The 16,675-nt window shown below is 72.9% G+C and carries 13 protein-coding genes; 9 read left to right on the forward strand and 4 right to left on the reverse strand.

Annotated elements, in window-relative coordinates; all coding sequences use genetic code 11:
* Positions 1-40: 40 nt before the first annotated feature.
* Genes mtlA through ptsP form a run of 6 tightly spaced genes read left to right on the forward strand, consistent with a single transcriptional unit; the run spans position 41 to position 4,875 of the window.
* Entirely contained in the window at positions 41-1,234 is a 1,194-nt protein-coding gene (gene mtlA, locus IEY82_RS05900; protein WP_189122940.1) for a mannitol-specific PTS transporter subunit IIC, read from the forward strand.
* Between the two features lies 1 nt (position 1,235).
* Positions 1,236-1,544 carry a PTS sugar transporter subunit IIBC family protein gene (locus tag IEY82_RS05905; RefSeq protein ID WP_189122941.1) on the forward strand — a complete coding sequence of 103 codons (309 nt, stop codon included), beginning with the start codon at positions 1,236-1,238 and terminating at the stop codon, positions 1,542-1,544.
* On the forward strand, positions 1,537-1,962 hold the full coding sequence (locus IEY82_RS05910; protein ID WP_189122942.1) for a PTS mannitol transporter subunit IIA: 426 nt from the start codon (positions 1,537-1,539) through the stop codon (positions 1,960-1,962). Before IEY82_RS05905 ends, IEY82_RS05910 begins: the two co-directional genes overlap by 8 nt.
* A complete protein-coding gene (locus tag IEY82_RS05915; protein ID WP_189122943.1) occupies positions 1,959-2,963 on the forward strand; it encodes a zinc-dependent dehydrogenase in 1,005 nt (334 codons plus the stop codon). Before IEY82_RS05910 ends, IEY82_RS05915 begins: the two co-directional genes overlap by 4 nt.
* 12 nt (positions 2,964-2,975) lie before the next feature.
* A complete protein-coding gene (locus IEY82_RS05920) occupies positions 2,976-3,257 on the forward strand; it encodes an HPr family phosphocarrier protein (RefSeq protein WP_189122944.1) in 282 nt (93 codons plus the stop codon).
* Positions 3,250-4,875: a phosphoenolpyruvate--protein phosphotransferase gene (gene ptsP / locus IEY82_RS05925; RefSeq protein ID WP_189122945.1), complete on the forward strand. Its 1,626-nt coding sequence runs from the start codon at positions 3,250-3,252 to the stop codon at positions 4,873-4,875. Before IEY82_RS05920 ends, ptsP begins: the two co-directional genes overlap by 8 nt.
* Here the strand turns inward: ptsP and IEY82_RS05930 are convergent.
* From IEY82_RS05930 to IEY82_RS05940, 3 genes are all read right to left on the reverse strand, one after another.
* A complete protein-coding gene (locus IEY82_RS05930; protein ID WP_189122946.1) occupies positions 4,872-7,880 on the reverse strand; it encodes an AfsR/SARP family transcriptional regulator in 3,009 nt (1,002 codons plus the stop codon). The two genes, ptsP and IEY82_RS05930, sit on opposite strands and share 4 nt — an antisense overlap.
* A gap of 186 nt (positions 7,881-8,066) precedes the next feature.
* Positions 8,067-10,541 (reverse strand): ATP-dependent Clp protease ATP-binding subunit, encoded by a 2,475-nt coding sequence (locus IEY82_RS05935; protein WP_189122947.1) that lies wholly within the window; start codon positions 10,539-10,541, stop codon positions 8,067-8,069.
* A 100-nt stretch (positions 10,542-10,641) separates the two neighbouring features.
* On the reverse strand, positions 10,642-11,247 hold the full coding sequence (locus IEY82_RS05940; RefSeq protein ID WP_189122948.1) for a response regulator transcription factor: 606 nt from the start codon (positions 11,245-11,247) through the stop codon (positions 10,642-10,644).
* Between the two features lie 32 nt (positions 11,248-11,279).
* Here IEY82_RS05940 and IEY82_RS05945 point away from each other — a divergent pair, with 32 nt between their 5' ends.
* Entirely contained in the window at positions 11,280-13,097 is a 1,818-nt protein-coding gene (locus IEY82_RS05945) for a sensor histidine kinase (protein ID WP_189122949.1), read from the forward strand.
* 27 nt (positions 13,098-13,124) lie between these two features.
* On the opposite strand, the gene IEY82_RS05950 is transcribed toward IEY82_RS05945, so the two are convergent.
* A complete protein-coding gene (locus IEY82_RS05950) occupies positions 13,125-14,225 on the reverse strand; it encodes an epoxide hydrolase family protein (RefSeq protein WP_189122950.1) in 1,101 nt (366 codons plus the stop codon).
* Positions 14,226-14,368: 143 nt separating this feature from the next.
* Here IEY82_RS05950 and IEY82_RS05955 point away from each other — a divergent pair, with 143 nt between their 5' ends.
* Together IEY82_RS05955 and gnd are read left to right on the forward strand one after the other, a co-directional pair.
* Positions 14,369-15,058, forward strand: a complete 690-nt coding sequence (locus IEY82_RS05955; RefSeq protein WP_189122951.1) for an HAD family hydrolase — start codon at positions 14,369-14,371, stop codon at positions 15,056-15,058.
* A gap of 138 nt (positions 15,059-15,196) precedes the next feature.
* On the forward strand, positions 15,197-16,621 hold the full coding sequence (gene gnd, locus IEY82_RS05960; RefSeq protein WP_189122952.1) for an NADP-dependent phosphogluconate dehydrogenase: 1,425 nt from the start codon (positions 15,197-15,199) through the stop codon (positions 16,619-16,621).
* Positions 16,622-16,675 lie beyond the last annotated feature (54 nt).

Here is a 16,675-nt window from a genome sequence, read left to right on the forward strand (position 1 = left end):
TCCCGGAGAGCCTGCTCACCCCCCTGAAGGAGCACGTGCAATGGCCGACACCTACACTCCCCCGGTCTACGGATCCGGAGTCAAGGCCACCGTCCAGCGAATCGGCGGCCATCTGGCCGGCATGATCATGCCGAACATCGGCGCGTTCATCGCCTGGGGCCTGATCACCGCGCTGTTCATCCCGACCGGATGGCTGCCGAACCCGGCCATGGAGGCCATGGTCGGCCCGATCGTCAAGATCCTGCTGCCCGTCCTGATCGCCTACACCGGCGGCCGGATGGTCCACGGGCAGCGCGGCGCGGTGGTGGGCGCGGTCGCCGTGATGGGCGTCGTGGTGGGGTCGGACGTCCCCATGCTCCTCGGGGCCATGATCGTCGGCCCCCTGGCCGCGTACATCTTGAAATATGTCGACAAGTTCACCGAGCAGCGGACCAGGGCCGGGTTCGAGATGCTGGTCGACAACTTCACCGCGGGCATCGTCGGCGGCGCCATGGCCGTGGCCGGCGTCTGGGGCATCGGTCCCATCGTCCGCACGATCACCACGGGAGCGGGCAACGCGGTCGGCTGGCTGGTCAACAACGACCTGCTGCCCATCGCCTCCGTCCTCATCGAACCGGCCAAGGTCCTGTTCCTCAACAACGCCATCAACCACGGCGTGCTCGGCCCGCTCGGCATCGCCGAGGCCGCGCAGACCGGCAAGTCGATCCTGTTCATGCTGGAGTCCAACCCCGGTCCCGGTCTCGGCCTGCTCCTCGCCTTCCTGCTGTTCGGCCCGCGTTCGCTGCGCCCGAGCACGCCCGCCGCGATGATCATCCACTTCTTCGGCGGCATCCACGAGATCTACTTCCCGTACGTGCTGATGAAGCCGCGCCTCATCCTCGCCGTCATCGCCGGCGGAGCGGCCGGGGTGTTCACCTTCCTCATCACCGGCGCGGGGCTCGTCTCGACGCCGTCGCCGGGCAGCATCTTCGCCTACGTGGCGGTGACACCGAGGGGCGGCTGGCTCGGCATGCTGGCCGGGATCGTGATCGCGACCGCGGTGACGTTCGTGGTGGCGGCGGTCCTGCTCGGCTTCGGCCGGGGCGAGAAGGAGCCGCCCGCCGAGGCCGGCCCCGAGCCCGCCGAGTCCGCGCCGGTCACCCCGGCCCCGCAGCCCGAGCGGAGCGCGCTCACCAGCGAGAACGGCGAGGCCGCCGAAGAGTCGCCGGCCCGTCCCGTAGTCAAGGAGGCATGACATGGCCGGTATCGACAGCAAGGACATTCGCAAGATCATCGTGGCCTGCGACGCCGGCATGGGCAGCAGCGTGATGCTGGCCAGCCAGCTGCGCAAGCAGCTCAAGGCGAGCGGCGTCGTGGTGGAGCACACGCCGGTCAACTCCATCCCGGCCGACGCCGACGTGGTGCTGTGCCACACCGGGCTCGCCGACCGGGCCCGGGCCTCCGCCCCCGGGAAGGTGCTGGTGCCGTTCCAGATCTTCCTCGGCGACCCGGCCGTGTCGAAGCTGATCGCCACGATCAGGAACGGCGGCGTCGTCGATGCGTGACGACCTGCTCGACCTGCGCGCCGTGCTGCTGCACGAGCGGGCGGCCGACCGCGACGAGGCGATCCGCCGCTGCGGACGCGCCCTGGTCGACGTCGGCGCGGTCACCGAGCCGTACGTCGAGGCCATGCTCGAACGCGAGCGGACCCTGTCCACGTACGTCGGCGAGGGCGTCGCCATCCCGCACGGCACGGCGGCCGCCAAGGAGGTCGTCCGGCACGACGCGATCTGCGTCGTGCGCTTCCCCGGAGGCGTCGACTGGGACGGCGAACGCGTGACACTGTGCGTGGGGATCGCGGCCAAGGGCGACGGGCACGTGCCGCTGCTGGCCGCGCTCGCCGACATCCTGCTCGACCCCGAACGCGCCAGAGCCCTCCGCGAGGCGACGGAGGTCCACCAGGTAGTGAAGGAGCTCATGTGAAGGTCGCCAGATTCCACGCTCCCGGCGACATCCGCGTGGAGGACGCGCCGGAGCCCGTCGCCGGGCCGGGCGAGCTGAAGATCCGGGTGCGCAACTGCTCGACGTGCGGCACCGACGCCAAGATCTTCACGTTCGGCCACCACCACATCCGCCCGCCGAGGGTGATGGGCCACGAGATCGCCGGCGAGGTGGCCGGCACCGGCGAGCGGGTGCAGGTGATCGCCGCGATCCCGTGCGGCGCCTGCGCGGAGTGCCGCCGCGGCCGTCTCACCGTCTGCCCGAACCAGGAGTCGATGGGCTACCACTACGACGGCGGCTTCGCCGAGTACCTGATCGTGCCCGCCAAGGTGCTGGCCGTGAACGGCGTCAACGCCATCCCCGACGGGGTCGGCTTCGCCGAGGCGTCGGTCGCCGAGCCGCTCGCCTGCGTGCTCAACGGCCAGTCGCTGGCGGGCGTGGGCGAGGGCGACGACGTGGTCGTCATGGGCGCCGGGCCGATCGGCTGCCTGCACGTACGGCTGGCGCGGGCGCGTGGCGCGGCCCGGGTCTTCCTGGTCGACGTCAACGCCGAACGGCTGGCGATGGCCGCCGCCCTGGTGTCGCCGGACGCGGTGATCGACTCCGACCCGGTGGAGCAGGTGCTCAAGCTGACCGGCGGCCGGGGAGCCGACGTGGTCATCACCGCGGCGGCCTCGGGCGCGGCCCAGGAGCAGGCCGTGCGGATGGCGGCCCGGCAGGGGCGCGTCAGCTTCTTCGGCGGCCTGCCCAAGGACGACCCGTACATCAGGCTGGACTCCAACCTGGTCCACTACCGTGAGCTGACCGTCGTCGGCGCGAACGGCTCCAGTCCCGCGCACAACGCCGAGGCCCTGCGACTGATCGCCGGCGGCCTGGTGCCGGTGGCCGACCTGATCACCCACCGGCTGCCGCTCTCCCAGGTGCTCGACGGGATCGACCTCGTCAGCCGGGGCGCGGCCATCAAGGTCACGATCGAGCCCTGAGGAGGGTTGGCGATGGCACAACGAACGGTCACCGTGGCCTCGGCCAGCGGCCTGCACGCCCGTCCGGCCAAGCTGTTCGTGCAGGAGGCGGTGCGGCTGGGGGTGCCGGTGCGGATCCGGGCCGGTGAGCGGACGGTCCCGGCCACCAGCATGCTGGGCGTGCTGTCGCTGGGCGCGGTCCAGGGCACCGAGGTGACGCTGGAGTCCGACGCGCCGGGCGCCGGCGAGGCCCTCGACACGCTGGCCGCCCTGCTCTCCCGCGACCTGGACGCCGGGGAGGCGCTCGATGCCTGACCCCGACCGGCCGGACCGGGGCACGTCGGTGGCCGGTCCCGGCCCGCGGAGCCTGATGGGGCTGGGGGTCAGCCCCGGCCGGTCGGCCGGGCCGCTGATCCGCATGGCCGGGCCGCCGGCGCTGCCGGCACCGCGCGCCGTCGCCGACCCGGCGGCCGAGGTGGCGACGATCGCCAAGGCGCTGGAGGCGGTGGTGACCGATCTGCGGCGGCGCGCCGGGGAGACCACCGACGCCACGGCGGCCGAGATCCTCGACGCGCTGGCCATGATGGCCGACGACCCGATGCTCCGGGAGGAGGCCGAGCAGCACGTCCACGACGGGCACGACGCCCCGCACGCCCTCGACACGGCGTTCACCCGCCACCGGGAGACCCTCGCCGCGCTCGGCGGCTACCTGGCCGAGCGGGCCGCCGACCTCGACGACCTCCGGCACCGGGCGGTGGCCGCCGCGCTCGGCCTGCCGATGCCCGGCGTCCCCTCCCCCGGCCACCCGTACGTGCTGGTGGCCGAGGACCTGTCGCCCGCCGACACGGCCGGGCTGGGCGGCGAGGTGCGCGCCCTGGTCACCTCGCTCGGCGGGCCCACCAGCCACACCGCCATCCTGGCGCGGGGCCGCGGCCTGCCCGCGGTCGTCGCCTGCGTCGGCATCCTGGACGTGCCGGACGGCACGGTCGTCTCGGTCGACGGCGGCACCGGCGAGATCGGCCTCGGCCTCACCCCGGAGGCGGCGGCCGAGGTCGTCGACGGCGACCGGCTCGAACGCGAACGCCTGGCGGCGAGCGGCGGCCCCGGCCGGACGGCCGACGACCATCCGGTGAAGCTCCTGCTCAACATCGGCTCGGCCGCCGACCTGCGGCCCAACTGCGAGGGGGTGGGGCTGTTCCGCACGGAGTTCCTGTTCCTCGATCGCCGGCAGGCTCCGGGGTTCGAGGAGCAGGTGGCCGCCTACGCCGAGGTGTTCGCCGCGACCGGGCACGTGGTGGTGCGGACGCTGGACGCGGGCACCGACAAACCGCTGCCGTTCCTCGGCCTGCCGGCCGAGCCCAATCCCGCCCTGGGCGTCCGGGGCCTGCGCGTGGACCGCGTGCTGCCGGCCGTGCTGGACACCCAGCTCGACGCGATCGCCGAAGCGGCCCGCGTCACCGGCACCGCCCCGTGGGTGATGGCCCCCATGGTGACCACGGTGGCCGAGGCGGCCGGCTTCGCCGGTCGCGCCCGCTCCCGGGGCATCACCCGGGTCGGCGTCATGGTCGAGGTCCCGGCCGCCGCCCTGCAGGCGCGCGAGCTGCTGGCCGAGGTCGACTTCCTCAGCATCGGCACCAACGACCTCAGCCAGTACACGTTCGCGGCCGACCGCCAGCACTCCGGCCTCGCCGACCTCCTCGACCCTCGCCAGCCGGCCCTCCTCAGGCTCATCGCGATGTGCGCGGAGGCCGGCCGGGCGGCGGGCAAGCCGGTCGGGGTGTGCGGCGAGGCGGCCGGTGATCCGCTCCTGGCGCCGATCCTGGTCGGGCTGGGGGTGACGAGCCTGTCGATGGCGGCGGTCCGCGTGCCCGCCGTACGCGACGAACTGGCCCGCCACACCCTGGACGAGTGCCGCCGCCTGGCGGGCGGTTAGCCGAGCGCGTCGCCGCGCGCGGGGCTCGGCTCGGGGGTGTCCACCTCGGCGAGCAGGGCGAGGGCGCGGCTTCTCGTGGCATCGGCGGTCACCGGGTCTCCGTGCGCGGCCTGCGCGTCGCCGAGCGCGTTGAGCGCCCGCGCCTGCCACAGCGGGCTGGGGATCGCGGCGAAGATCCGGACCGCCTCCGTGAGGTGACCGATCGCCTGGTCGGGCTCACCGCGCCGGTGGTGCGTGATCCCCAGGCCGGTGCGGATGCGGCCGTCGGTCAGGGGTTCGCTGAGCGGCCGGTTGAGGGCGAGCGCCTGACGGAACAGGCCGGCGGCGGCTCCGTAGGCGCCGGTCTCCAGCCGCACCAGGCCGAGCGCGTAGCGGGCCTCGGCCTCCTCGCGCGGATCGCCGAGCTCCTCGGCGATGCCCAGCATCTCCTTGAACATGGCCTCGGCCCGGTCCACCTGGCCTGAGCCGAGCTCCAGCTGGCCCAGCCAGTAGAGCACCTCCGCCCGGACCCGCCGGTCGCCGTCGCGGCCGACCGTGAGCGCCCGTTCGAGGTGCGGCCGGGCCTGGTCGAACCTGCCCATCTCCACCAGCAACTGGCCCAGCGAGCGCAGCAGGAGCGTCTCGGCGCCGCGGTCGCCCGAGGCGCGGTGCACCTCCAGCGCCTCCTCGTGCCGGGCGACGGCCTGGTCGTAGCGGCCGATCATGCCTTCGATGTGCGCGGCGATGCCCAGGGCGTAGACGCGCCCGCGCGGCTCGCCGACCTCCCGGAAGGTGGTCACCGCCTCGTCGAGCGCGACCGCCGCCTCCGAGTAGTCGTGCCGGTAGGCGCCCAGCATGCCCATGCCCATGAGCATGGTCGCCGTGCCGCGCCGGTTTCCGGCGCGACGGGTGCAGGCGATGGCCCAGCGCAGGGTGTCCTCCCAGTCGTCGTTGTGGCCACGGGTCAGGAACAGCGCGTACGTGCTCGCGACCAGGTCCCAGCACAGCTCGTCCAGCCGGTACTCGGCGGCCTGGCGCACCCCCATGACGATGTTCAGGTGCTCGGTCTCGTACCAGGCGAGAGGGTCGTCGTCGATCCGCCCGGCCAGCGCCTCGACGGCGGGCGTCCAGCGCGGCGCGGCGCCGTGCAGGGTGGCGAAGTCGCCGCCGGACAGCGCGATGTGCGCGCGTTCGGCGAGGGCCAGCCAGCCGCCCAGGGCGCGGGCGACGGCCGGTCGGGGGTCCTCGGCGGTCATCTCGCGGGCGAACAGCCGGATGAGGTCGTGCAGGTGGTAGTGCCCGGACACGGTGCCGGACGATTCCAGCAGCCGCACGTCCACCAGCTCGCCGATCAGCTTCCCGGCCTCGGCGAGGGCGACGTCGAGCAGCGCCGCGCACACCCAGCCGGCGAAGTCGGGCGCGTACAGGTGGCTCAGCAGATGCAGCAGGCGGCGGGCCGGCGGGCTGAGCCGCTGGTAGCTGAAGGAGAGACTGACCCGCATCTCGAGGTCGCTGTGCGCGAGCTCGTCGAGCCGCCTGTTCTCGTCCGCGAGCCGGCCGGCCAGCTCCGTCACCGTCCAGCCCGCGTGGGTGATGAGCCTGGCTCCGGTGATGCGCAGGGCCAGCGGCAGGTAGCCGCAGAGCCGGGCCAGCTCGCGGGCGGCGGCGGCCTCGGCGGCGATCCGCGCGGCTCCCACCATCCGGCCCAGCAGCTCGACGGCCTGACCGGCCTCCAGGACGTCGAGGTCGACCAGCCGCGCGCCCGGCAGGCCGGCCAGGCGGGAGCGGCTGGTCAGCAGCACGGCGCAGCCGGCCGTGCCCGGGATCAGCGGGCGCACCTGCGCCTCGTCGGCGGCGTCGTCGAGCACCACGAGCACCCTGCGGTCCGCCAGCCGCGACCGGTACTCCTCGGCGCGCTCCTCCAGGCCGCGCGGGATCTCCGGCCCGGCGACGCCGAGCGCGCGGAGGAAGCGGGCGAGCACCTCGCCGGGTTCGGCCCGCTGGCCCTGCCGGCCGCCGCGCAGGTTGACGTAGAGCTGGCCGTCGGGGTAGGAGCCGGACAGCCGGTGCGCCACGTGCACGGCCAGCGCGGTCTTGCCCACGCCGGCCTGGCCGGCGATGCCCAGCACCGTCACGGCGGCGGTGTCGCGGCGCGCGCGCAGGACCTCCGAGACCTGTCCCGCGATCCGGTCCCTGCCGGTGAGGTCGGCGATGTCGGGAGGCAGCTGGCGGGGGCGGGCCTCCCTCGCCCGCGCCTGGGCGGGCGCGGTGTGGTCCAGCGAGCTGTCGTGAGTCAGAATCGCCCGTTCCAGCTCGCGCAGCTCGGCGCCCGGTTCGAGGCCGAGTTCCGCGACGAGCGCGGCGCGGGTGGCGCGGTAGACCTCCAGCGCCTCCGCCGTCCGGCCGTCGCGGTGGAGCGCCAGCATGAGCAGCGCGGACAGCCGCTCGCGCAGCGGATGCTCGCGCACCAGGGCGGCCAGTTCGCCGGAGATCTCGTGGTGGAGGCCCAGACGCAGCTCGACCTCCAGGCACTCCTCCAGGACGACCAGGCGCTGCTCCTGCAGGCGGCGGGCCTCGGCCACCACGAGGTGGTTGTCGATGTCGGCGAGCGGCTGGCCGCGCCAGAGCGCCAACGCGGCGCGCAGCCGGGCCGCCGCCTCATGCTCGGTGGGCGCCCGGCGTCCCTCGGCGACCTGTTGCCCGAAGGCGAGCAGGTCGAGTTCGTCGGCCGTGGCGCTCAGCAGGTAGCCGTGGGGCCGGGTCGCGATCGTCTGGCCGGGGACGCCGCCGGTGGTCAGGGTCCTGCGGAGCCGCCCCACCCCGTTCTGGATCTGCCGGCGGGCGGTGGCGGGCGGCTGTCCGGCCCAGACGGATTCGATCAGCGAGTCGACGGAGACCAGCCGGTTGGCGCGGAGGAGCAGCACCGCCAGCAGCTCCCGCTGGTTGTGGCCGAGAACGGGGACCGGACGACCTGACGCCGTGACCTCCAGCGGGCCCAGGATTCCGAACCACGCGACACCGTGCACATCCTCGCCTCCGATCAGGATTCGAGTCGTGTGATGCGGAAGATCAAGTGTAGTAAGGAGATATTGTCATTGCTTGTTTTGATTTGACAGATATTCAGACAGCATTCCTCTTCTGTGGTTATGGCGAAAGCGGCGGGCTTCCCGGCGTTCGAGCGTCGCGCCGCGTGAGGCCGGCGGCGCTCCGCGTCAGGCGCCGACCGGTTCCGGGTTGTGCGCGCGCAGGGTGAGCTGGTCGTTCTCGACGTCCACCGTCACCCGGCCGCCCTCCCTGACCTCGCCGGTCAGCAGCATCGTGGACAGCCGGTTGTCCAGCTCCCGCTGCACCGTGCGGCGCAGCGGCCGGGCGCCGAACTCCGGCTGGTAGCCGCGTCCGGCCAGCCAGTCCTTGGCCGCGTCGGTGACCTCCAGCGCCACGTCCTGGCCGCGCAGCCGCTGCCGGGTGCGCTCCAGCATGAGCTCGACGATCTGCCGCAACTGCTCGCGCTCCAGCCGCTTGAAGATGATCGTCTCGTCGATGCGGTTGAGCAGCTCGGGCCGGAGCGAGTGCCGCAGCAGCTCCATGAGCTGGTCCTCCATCGGCGTCTCCGCCTCCAGGATCATCTGGGCGCCGATGTTGCTGGTCATGATGATGATCGCGTGCGTGAAGTCGACCGTCCGGCCCTGGCCGTCGGTCAGGCGGCCGTCGTCGAGCATCTGCAGCAGGATGTTCATCACGTCGGGGTGGGCCTTCTCGATCTCGTCGAGCAGCACCACGCAGTGCGGGCGGCGGCGGACCGCCTCGGTGAGCTGGCCGGCCTCCTCGTACCCGACGTAGCCGGGAGGGGCGCCGACCAGCCGCGAGACGGTGTGCCGCTCCTGGAACTCGCTCATGTCGAGGCGGACCATGTGGTCCTCGCCGCCGAACAGGGCCGCGGCCAGGGAGCGGGCCAGCTCGGTCTTGCCCACCCCGGTCGGGCCGAGGAACAGGAAGCTGCCGATGGGGCGGCGCGGGTCCGACAGGCCCGCGCGGCTGCGGCGCACCGCCTCGGCGATCGCCACGACCGCCTCGTCCTGGCCGATGACCCGCCGGTGCAGGTGCTCCTCCAGGCGCGTCAGGCGCTCGCGCTCCTCCTCGGTCAGCTGCGTGACCGGGATGCCGGTGCGCCGCGAGACGACCTCGGCGACGTCCTCCACCGTCACCACCGGCACCTCGTCGCGGATCTGCTGGGCGCGCCGCAGTTCGGGGCGGAGCTTGTCCACCTGCACGGTGAGCTCCTTGGCCCGGTCGAAGTCCTCGGCGGCGACCGCCTGGTCCCTGTCGCGGCGCAGCGCGTCGAGCCGCTCCTCCAGGTCGCGCACGTCGTTCGCGGGGGTGCGGGAGCGCAGCCGTACGCGGGCCGCGGACTGGTCCATCAGGTCGATGGCCTTGTCGGGCAGGAAGCGGTCGGCGATGTAGCGGTCGGACAGGACGGCGGCGGCGCGCAGCGCCTCGTCGGAGAGCCGCACCTGGTGGTGGGCCTCGTAGGCGTCGCGCAGGCCGCGCAGGATCTCGACCGTCTCCTCGACGGTGGGCTCGGGGACGAGGATCGGCTGGAGGCGGCGTTCGAGCGCGGCGTCCTTCTCGATGTTCTTGCGGTACTCGTCGATCGTGGTGGCGGCGATGGCGTGCAGCTCGCCGCGGGCCAGGGCGGGCTTGAGGATGTTCGCGGCGTCCATGCCGCCCTCGGCCGACCCGGCGCCGATCAGCGTGTGCGCCTCGTCGATGAACACGATCGTCTCGTCCGCGTGGGCGCGCACCTCGTCGATGACCTTCTTGATGCGCTCCTCGAACTCGCCCCGGTACTTCGTCCCGGCCACCATGCCGGTCAGGTCGAGCCCGATGACGCGGCGGTCCTTCAGCGTGTCGGGAACGCTGCCGTTGACGATGCGCTGCGCGATGCCCTCGACGATCGCGGTCTTGCCCACGCCCGGCTCGCCGATGAGCACGGGATTGTTCTTGGTACGCCTCGACAGCACCTCGATGGCCTGCTCGATCTCGTCCTCGCGGCCGACGACCGGGTCTAGCCGGCCCTGCCTGGCCTCCTCGGTCAGGTCGCGGCCGTACTCGTCGAGCGCGGGCGTGTCTCCCGCGCCGGAGCCTCGGCCCTCCTGGCCGCCGGCCATCGCCTGCTGCAGGGTGTCCAGCGTGACGTTCTGCTCCTGAAGGAGTTCGGCCGAGGTGGAGCCGGGGTTGGCGGCCAGGGCGAGCAGCAGGTGTTCGGGGCCGATGTAGGAGGAGCCGAGGGCGCGGGAGATCCGCTGGGCGTCCAGGATGGTCCGCTTGGCGGCCGGGGAGAGCGTGGACGGCGGCGAGAGGGGGCCCGCGCCGTCGCCCGTGAGGGCGCGGACGCGGTCCTGGAGCCTGCCGACGTCCACGCCCGCGGCCTGCAGCAGCGCACGTGTCTGCTCGGTCTCGGTGAGTGCCTGGAGGAGGTCGAGGGCGTCCAGGTCGGTAGCGCCGCGCTCGCCCGCGCGTTCCATGGCGCCCGTCAGGACCTGGCGCGCGGAGTCGCTCAGCAGCTTGCCGATGTCCACCCGTTGCACGCTCGGCCGTGCCGGCGGCCAGGAGTCACCGAAGATCCGCCCCGTCAGCTCCTCGAACCGGCTGAACGGATCCCCACCGAAAAATGACCTATCCGACATCGGGTGTTCCCCTTTCAGGCACTAGGGGACCCCTTGCCGCGTACGTCACAGAACATAGCCAACGGCCAGACGGCGAACCGCAAAGAGTCGGCGACTCCCCTCAGAGCCAGCCCGCCTCGGTGGCGATCCGGACCGCGTCCTGCCGGGTGCGAGCGTTCAGCTTGGTCACGGCCGAGGCGAGGTAGTTGCGCACGGTGCCGTAGCTGAGGTGCAGATCCCTGGCGATGTCCCGGGGGGCGGCGCCGGCGCCGGTCAGCCGCAGGACGTCGGCCTCGCGGCCGGTCAGCGGGCTGGCCGGCAGGTCGAGCGCCGCGTAGGCGAGCTGCTGGTCGACGATCCGGCCACCGGCCGCGACGGTGCGGATGGCGTTCACCAGGTCCTGCGGCCGGGAGTCCTTGAGCATGAAGCCGACGACCCGCGCCTCGACCCCCCGCCGCAGGTTGCCGGGCCTGCCCAGCGCGGTGAGGATCAGCACGCGGCATTCCGGCAGCCGTACGCGCAGGTCGGCGGCGGCGGCCAGCCCGTCGAGCACGGGCAGGTCGATGTCCAGCACGGCCACGTCCGGCCGGTGGGCCAGCGCGGCGGGCACGATCGCGTCGCCCGTCGCCACCTCGGCGACGATCTCGATGCCCTCCTCGTAGCCGAGCAGGGCGACCAGTGCCTCACGCAGTATCCGTACATCCTCCGCTATGAGCACACGAATCACGTGTCGCATACTAAGCGTGATAAACAACCCAGGTGACGGGAGACGAAGGGAGCGGACGGCCACGGCTCAGGCCCTCGACCGGCTGGGCGCTCGTGCTCGGCTACATCGCCCTCCTCGTCCCGGCCCGCTTCACGATCGTCGTCGCCCTGGCGAACGCGGGGGGACAGTCCTCGCCGTTCACCCTCGGGATCTGCCTCGGCCTGGTTCTGGCCGTCGCCGCCCTCTTCGCGCTGGTCGCCCGAGGCCGGCGGCGCGCCGTTCCCGTTCTCGCGGTGGTGACCTTCGGGCCGTACCTGGCCTTTCCCATGTTGTGGGGGCCCATAGCGGGGCCGCTGGCCGCCGCCATGCCGCTGAGCGTGGCCGGTCCGGCGGGATGGCTGTTGTTCGGCGGGGTGCTGCTGGCCGACAGCGCGGTGGCGGCCGTGCTGCACGGCCCCGACCTCGCCACGGTGGCCAGCTTCACGATCATCGACATGAACATGGGGCTCACCCTGTTCGCCCTGGTCCGGCTGGCCGTGCTGCTCACCGAGACCCAGCAGGCCAACCGGCGGCTCGCTGAGCTGGAGGCGGCCAAAGAGCGCCTGCGCGCGGCCGGCGACCTGCGCAGGGCCATCGGCGCCCGGCTCGTCCACATCCTGCGTGTGTCCCGCCGGCGGCCGCTCAGCCCCGCCGTCCTCACCGACCTCGCGGAGATCTCCCGCGAGGCGGCCACGGAGGCTCGCCGGGTGGCCGCCGCCCGCCGCGAGCCGCTGCCCGAGGGCCGGACCGACCTGCCGGACGAGTCGACCAGGCTCTCGCGCTGGGCCCTCACGGCGATGACCGTCAACATCGCCGTCATCGTGCTCAACAACGTCGCCGACGACGTCACCACGACCCCGCTCCACTGGGCCGTCGCCGTCGTGGTCGCGCTGCTGGCCGTCGTGTTCCAGCTCTATCACGGTGTCCCCAGGGCCTCGGTCCCTTCGGCCTGGCGCTGGACGCTCCCGCTGCACGTTCTCCTCGTCGGCGCCGCCACCCTCTACCTGGGCGACGGCACCATGTCGGCGCTGCTCGGCCTGGCCGTGGCCAACACCCTGCTGTGGCTGCCCGCGCGCTGGTCGGTGCCCGCGGTCGCGGCCGGCGCCGCGGCCTCGGGGTTCCTGATGAGGCTCTACCCGGACGTGGGCGGCTACGAGCTCTACCAGGTCGCCTCGACGATCGGCATCGCCGTCGGCGTGTTCGGCTTCAACCGGTTCCCCGAGGCGGCCGCGCACCTGCGCGACCTGCGCAGGCAGAGCGCTGTGAGCGCCGTGGTCGCCGAGCGGCTCCGGGTGGCCAGGGACGTGCACGACCTGCTCGGCATCACCCTGTCGGCCATCACCCTCAAGGCCGAGCTGGCCCTGCGGACGATCGGCGACGACCCCGACAAGGCGGCGCTCCTGGTGGAGGACGTACGCCCGCTGGCGGTGCGCGGCCTCGCCGACGTGCGCTCGATCACCTCCGGCGGCGCCGAGCTGAGCCTGCGGGAGGAGATCGAGTCCGCCCGCTCGCTGCTCGACTCCGCCGGCGTCGAGGTGCGGGTGGACACCGCCGGCGCGGAGCCCCACCCGGTGCTGGCGACGGTCCTGCGCGAGGCCGTCACCAACGTCGTCAGGCACGCGGCGGCGCGGTGGTGCGCCATCGCGGTCGAGCCGGACGGCGACGAGGTACGGCTGCGCGTCGCCAACGACGGTGTGCCGCCGGCCGTGCCGGGGACCGGCGGCAGCGGGCTGCCGAGCCTGACGGCCCGGGTCGAGGCCGCGGGCGGCACGTTCACGGCGGGCGACCAGGGCGACGGCACGTTCGCCCTGGTCGCGTCGGTGCCCCGCTGATCGTGACCGCGCTGATCGTGACCGCGTTCAATCCTGGCCGCGCTGGCCCTGGAGGAGACCGGAGAAGAAGGCCCGGACATCACCCGCGTAGACGTCGGGTGCCAGGTGGGCCGCGTAGTGCCCCCCGGTCTCGTACGTGTGCCACTGCGCGATGTTCTGGTGGTCACGTTCGGCGAAGCGCCTGATGGACTGGAAGTCGCCCTTGGCCGAGGCCAGCCCGATCGGCGTCGTGGTGGGCTCGGCCGGCGGCGGCGCGGCCTTGGCGTTCTCGTAGTAGAAGCGGATCGCGGAGCCCGCGGTGCGGGTGAGCCAGTAGAGCGCGACGTTGGTGAGCACGAAGTCGTCGTCGAGCTCCTGGTCGAACAGCTGGGCCTGCCAGCCCAGCAGCCCGACCGGAGAGTCGGCGAGCGCGTGGGCCAGGGTCTGCGGCTGCTGCGAGTGCAGGACGTTGAAGGCGCCCGCCTCCTCCCAGAACCACCGCAGCACCTCCATCGCGGCCTGCTCCTCCTCGGTCAGGTCCGCGAGCTCGGCCGGGTCACCGGAGGGGAAGGAGAAGATCTGCGTGACGTGCACGCCCACCACGTGGGACGTGGCGAGGCGGCCGATCTCCGGCGACACCATCGAGCCGCCGTCGTTGCCGACCGCGCCGTAGCGCTCGTATCCGAGGCGCGCCATCAGCTCCGCCCAGGCCCGCGCGGTCCGTACGGTGCCCCAGCCGCTCTCCGTGGTCGGCCCGGAGAAGCAGAAGCCGGGAAGCGACGGGATGACCAGGTGGAAGTCCTTCGACAGCGGCTCGATGACGTCGAGGAACTCCACGAACGAACCGGGCCAGCCGTGGGTGAGGATCAGCGGCAGCGCGTCAGGCTTGGCGGAGCGCACGTGCAGAAAGTGGATCCGCTGCCCGTCGATGTCGGTGGTGAACTGCGGACAGGCGTTGAGCCTGGCCTCCCAGGCGCGCCAGTCGTAGCCGTTGCGCCAGTACTCGGTCAGTCGCCGGACCCGCTGGACGCTCACGCCGTAGGCGTCGGGGAACTCGTCGGTGAAGCGGGCGAGGTCGAGCCGGGTCTGCAGGTCGTCCAGGTCCGCCTGGGGGATCTCGATCCGGAACGGAGTGATGTCGGAACTCATGCCTCAATCCTGAAGAAGGGCCGTCATCGCCGGTAGTTCGCCGCGCACCGGTCCGGTATGCACGATGCACGACTCTCCAGCCCAGCGCGGCCCCGCGTCCGCCCGCGATGATGATCCGGATCCGGGCGTGGTGTCATGGGGGCATGGACTTCCCGCACGCTCCGGCACCGGCGTTTCTCTTCGATCTCGACGGCACCCTGATCGACAGCGTCTACCAGCACGTGATCGCCTGGCGGCAGGCGCTGTCCGGGATGGGGATCGATCTGTCGGTCTGGCGGATCCACCGGCGCATCGGGATGAGCGGCGGCCTGTTCGTCAGCGCGCTGCTGCGGGAGACCGGGCTGAAGCTGACCCAGGAGCAGATCGACGAGCTGCAGAACACGCACGCCGACGCCTACACCGAGCAGGCCGGCTCGGTCAGGCCGCTGCCCGGCGCCCCGGAGCTGCTGGCCGAGCTGACCTCGCGCGGCGTGCCGTGGGCCATCGCGACCAGCGGCTACGCCCGGACGGCCCGGCTCGCCCTGGGCCTGCTGGGCCTGCCGGAGGACACCCCGCTGGTCACCCGCGACCTGGTACGCCGGGCGAAGCCGGACCCCGATCTGTTCCTGGCCGGTGCGGCATTGCTCGACGTTGACCCGCGCCATGCCATGGTGGTGGGCGACAGCGTCTGGGACCTGCTCGCGGCCCGCCGGGCGGGCTCGCTGGGGATCGGGCTGCTGTCCGGCGGTTACGGCAGGGACGAGCTCGAGCGGGCCGGCGCCTTCCGCGTGTACGCCGACCCGGCCGACATGCTGGACCGGCTTGACGAGCTGGGCGTGCGCCAGAGCGACTGACGGCGCGGACCAGACGCGGACAGGCGTGGACAGGCGCAGACAGGCGCAGACAGGCGTGGGACATGACCGGGGCAGGCGCCGGACATCCGGGCGAACCTCCGGGGCCTGATCGTGCGTATCCACGACAGAGGAGCTGAGATGGACTTGGCGGACATCGGCGTCACCGGTCTGGCGACCATGGGGCGCAATCTGGCACGCAACCTGGCGAGGCACGGCTACGCCGTGGCCGTGCACAACCGGTCGGCGAGCCGTACCCACGACCTGATGAAGGAGTTCGGCGGCGAGGGCACGTTCGTGCCGTCGGAGGAGATGGCGGGCTTCGTGGCGTCGCTGAAGCGGCCCCGGCGCGCGATCATCATGGTCAAGGCGGGCGCCGGCACGGACGCGGTGATCGACCAGCTCGCGGAGCTCATGGAGCCGGGCGACATGATCGTCGACGGCGGCAACGCGCACTTCGCGGACACCCGGCGGCGCGAGGCGGCGCTGCGGGAGCTCGGCATCCACTTCGTCGGCACCGGCATCTCCGGCGGCGAGGAGGGCGCGCTCAACGGACCGAGCATCATGCCGGGCGGCTCCAAGGAATCGTGGGAGGCACTGGGCCCGATCCTGCAGGACATCTCGGCCAAGGTGGACGGCGTGCCGTGCGCCGTCCACGTCGGTCCCGACGGCGCCGGGCACTTCGTGAAGATGGTTCACAACGGCATCGAGTACTCCGACATGCAGCTCATCGCCGAGTCCTACGACCTGCTGCGCCAGGCGCTCGGCGCCACCCCGGCCGAGCTGGCCACGATCTTCCGCGAGTGGAACCAGGGCGAGCTCGACTCCTACCTGATCGAGATCACCGCCGAGGTGCTCGACCAGGTCGACGAGGCCACCGGCAGGCCGTTCGTGGACGTCGTGGTCGACCAGGCCGAGCAGAAGGGCACCGGCCGCTGGACCGTGCAGAGCGCGCTGGACCTGGGCGTGCCGGTGACGGGCATCGCCGAGGCGGTCTTCGCCCGCGCCCTGTCGGGCCACCCGGAGCAGCGCCGGGCCGCCGCCGGGCTGGAGGGGCCGAAGCTGTCCGGGGTGGGCGGGCGCGAGCTGGTCGAGGACGTCAGGCAGGCCCTGTACGCGTCCAAGATCGTCGCCTACGCGCAGGGCTTCGACCAGATGGCCGCCGCCTCCCGGGAGTACGGCTGGGACCTCCAACTGGGCGCGATGGCCACGATCTGGCGAGGCGGCTGCATCATCAGGGCCAAGTTCCTCGACCGGATCCGCACCGCCTACGACGCCGACCCCGGGCTGCCGACGCTGCTGGCCGACCCGACGTTCGCGGCGGCGCTCAACCTCGCCCAGGACTCCTGGCGGCGCGTCGTGACGACGGCCGTCCAGATCGGCGTGCCCACGCCGGGCTTCTCCTCGGCCCTGGCCTACTACGACGGGTTGCGGCGCGACCGGCTGCCCGCCTCGCTGGTGCAGGGACTGCGCGACTACTTCGGCGCGCACACCTACCACCGCGTCGACCGGGAGGGCGCCTTCCACACCGACTGGTCGGGCGACCGCGCCGAACGCCCCGCCTAGCCACCCGGCGCCACGGCGCACGCGCGATGATGCTACGGCGTCACGGCGCTACGC

The sequence above is a fragment of the Nonomuraea cavernae genome (assembly GCF_014646355.1).
Taxonomy (GTDB): domain Bacteria; phylum Actinomycetota; class Actinomycetes; order Streptosporangiales; family Streptosporangiaceae; genus Nonomuraea; species Nonomuraea cavernae.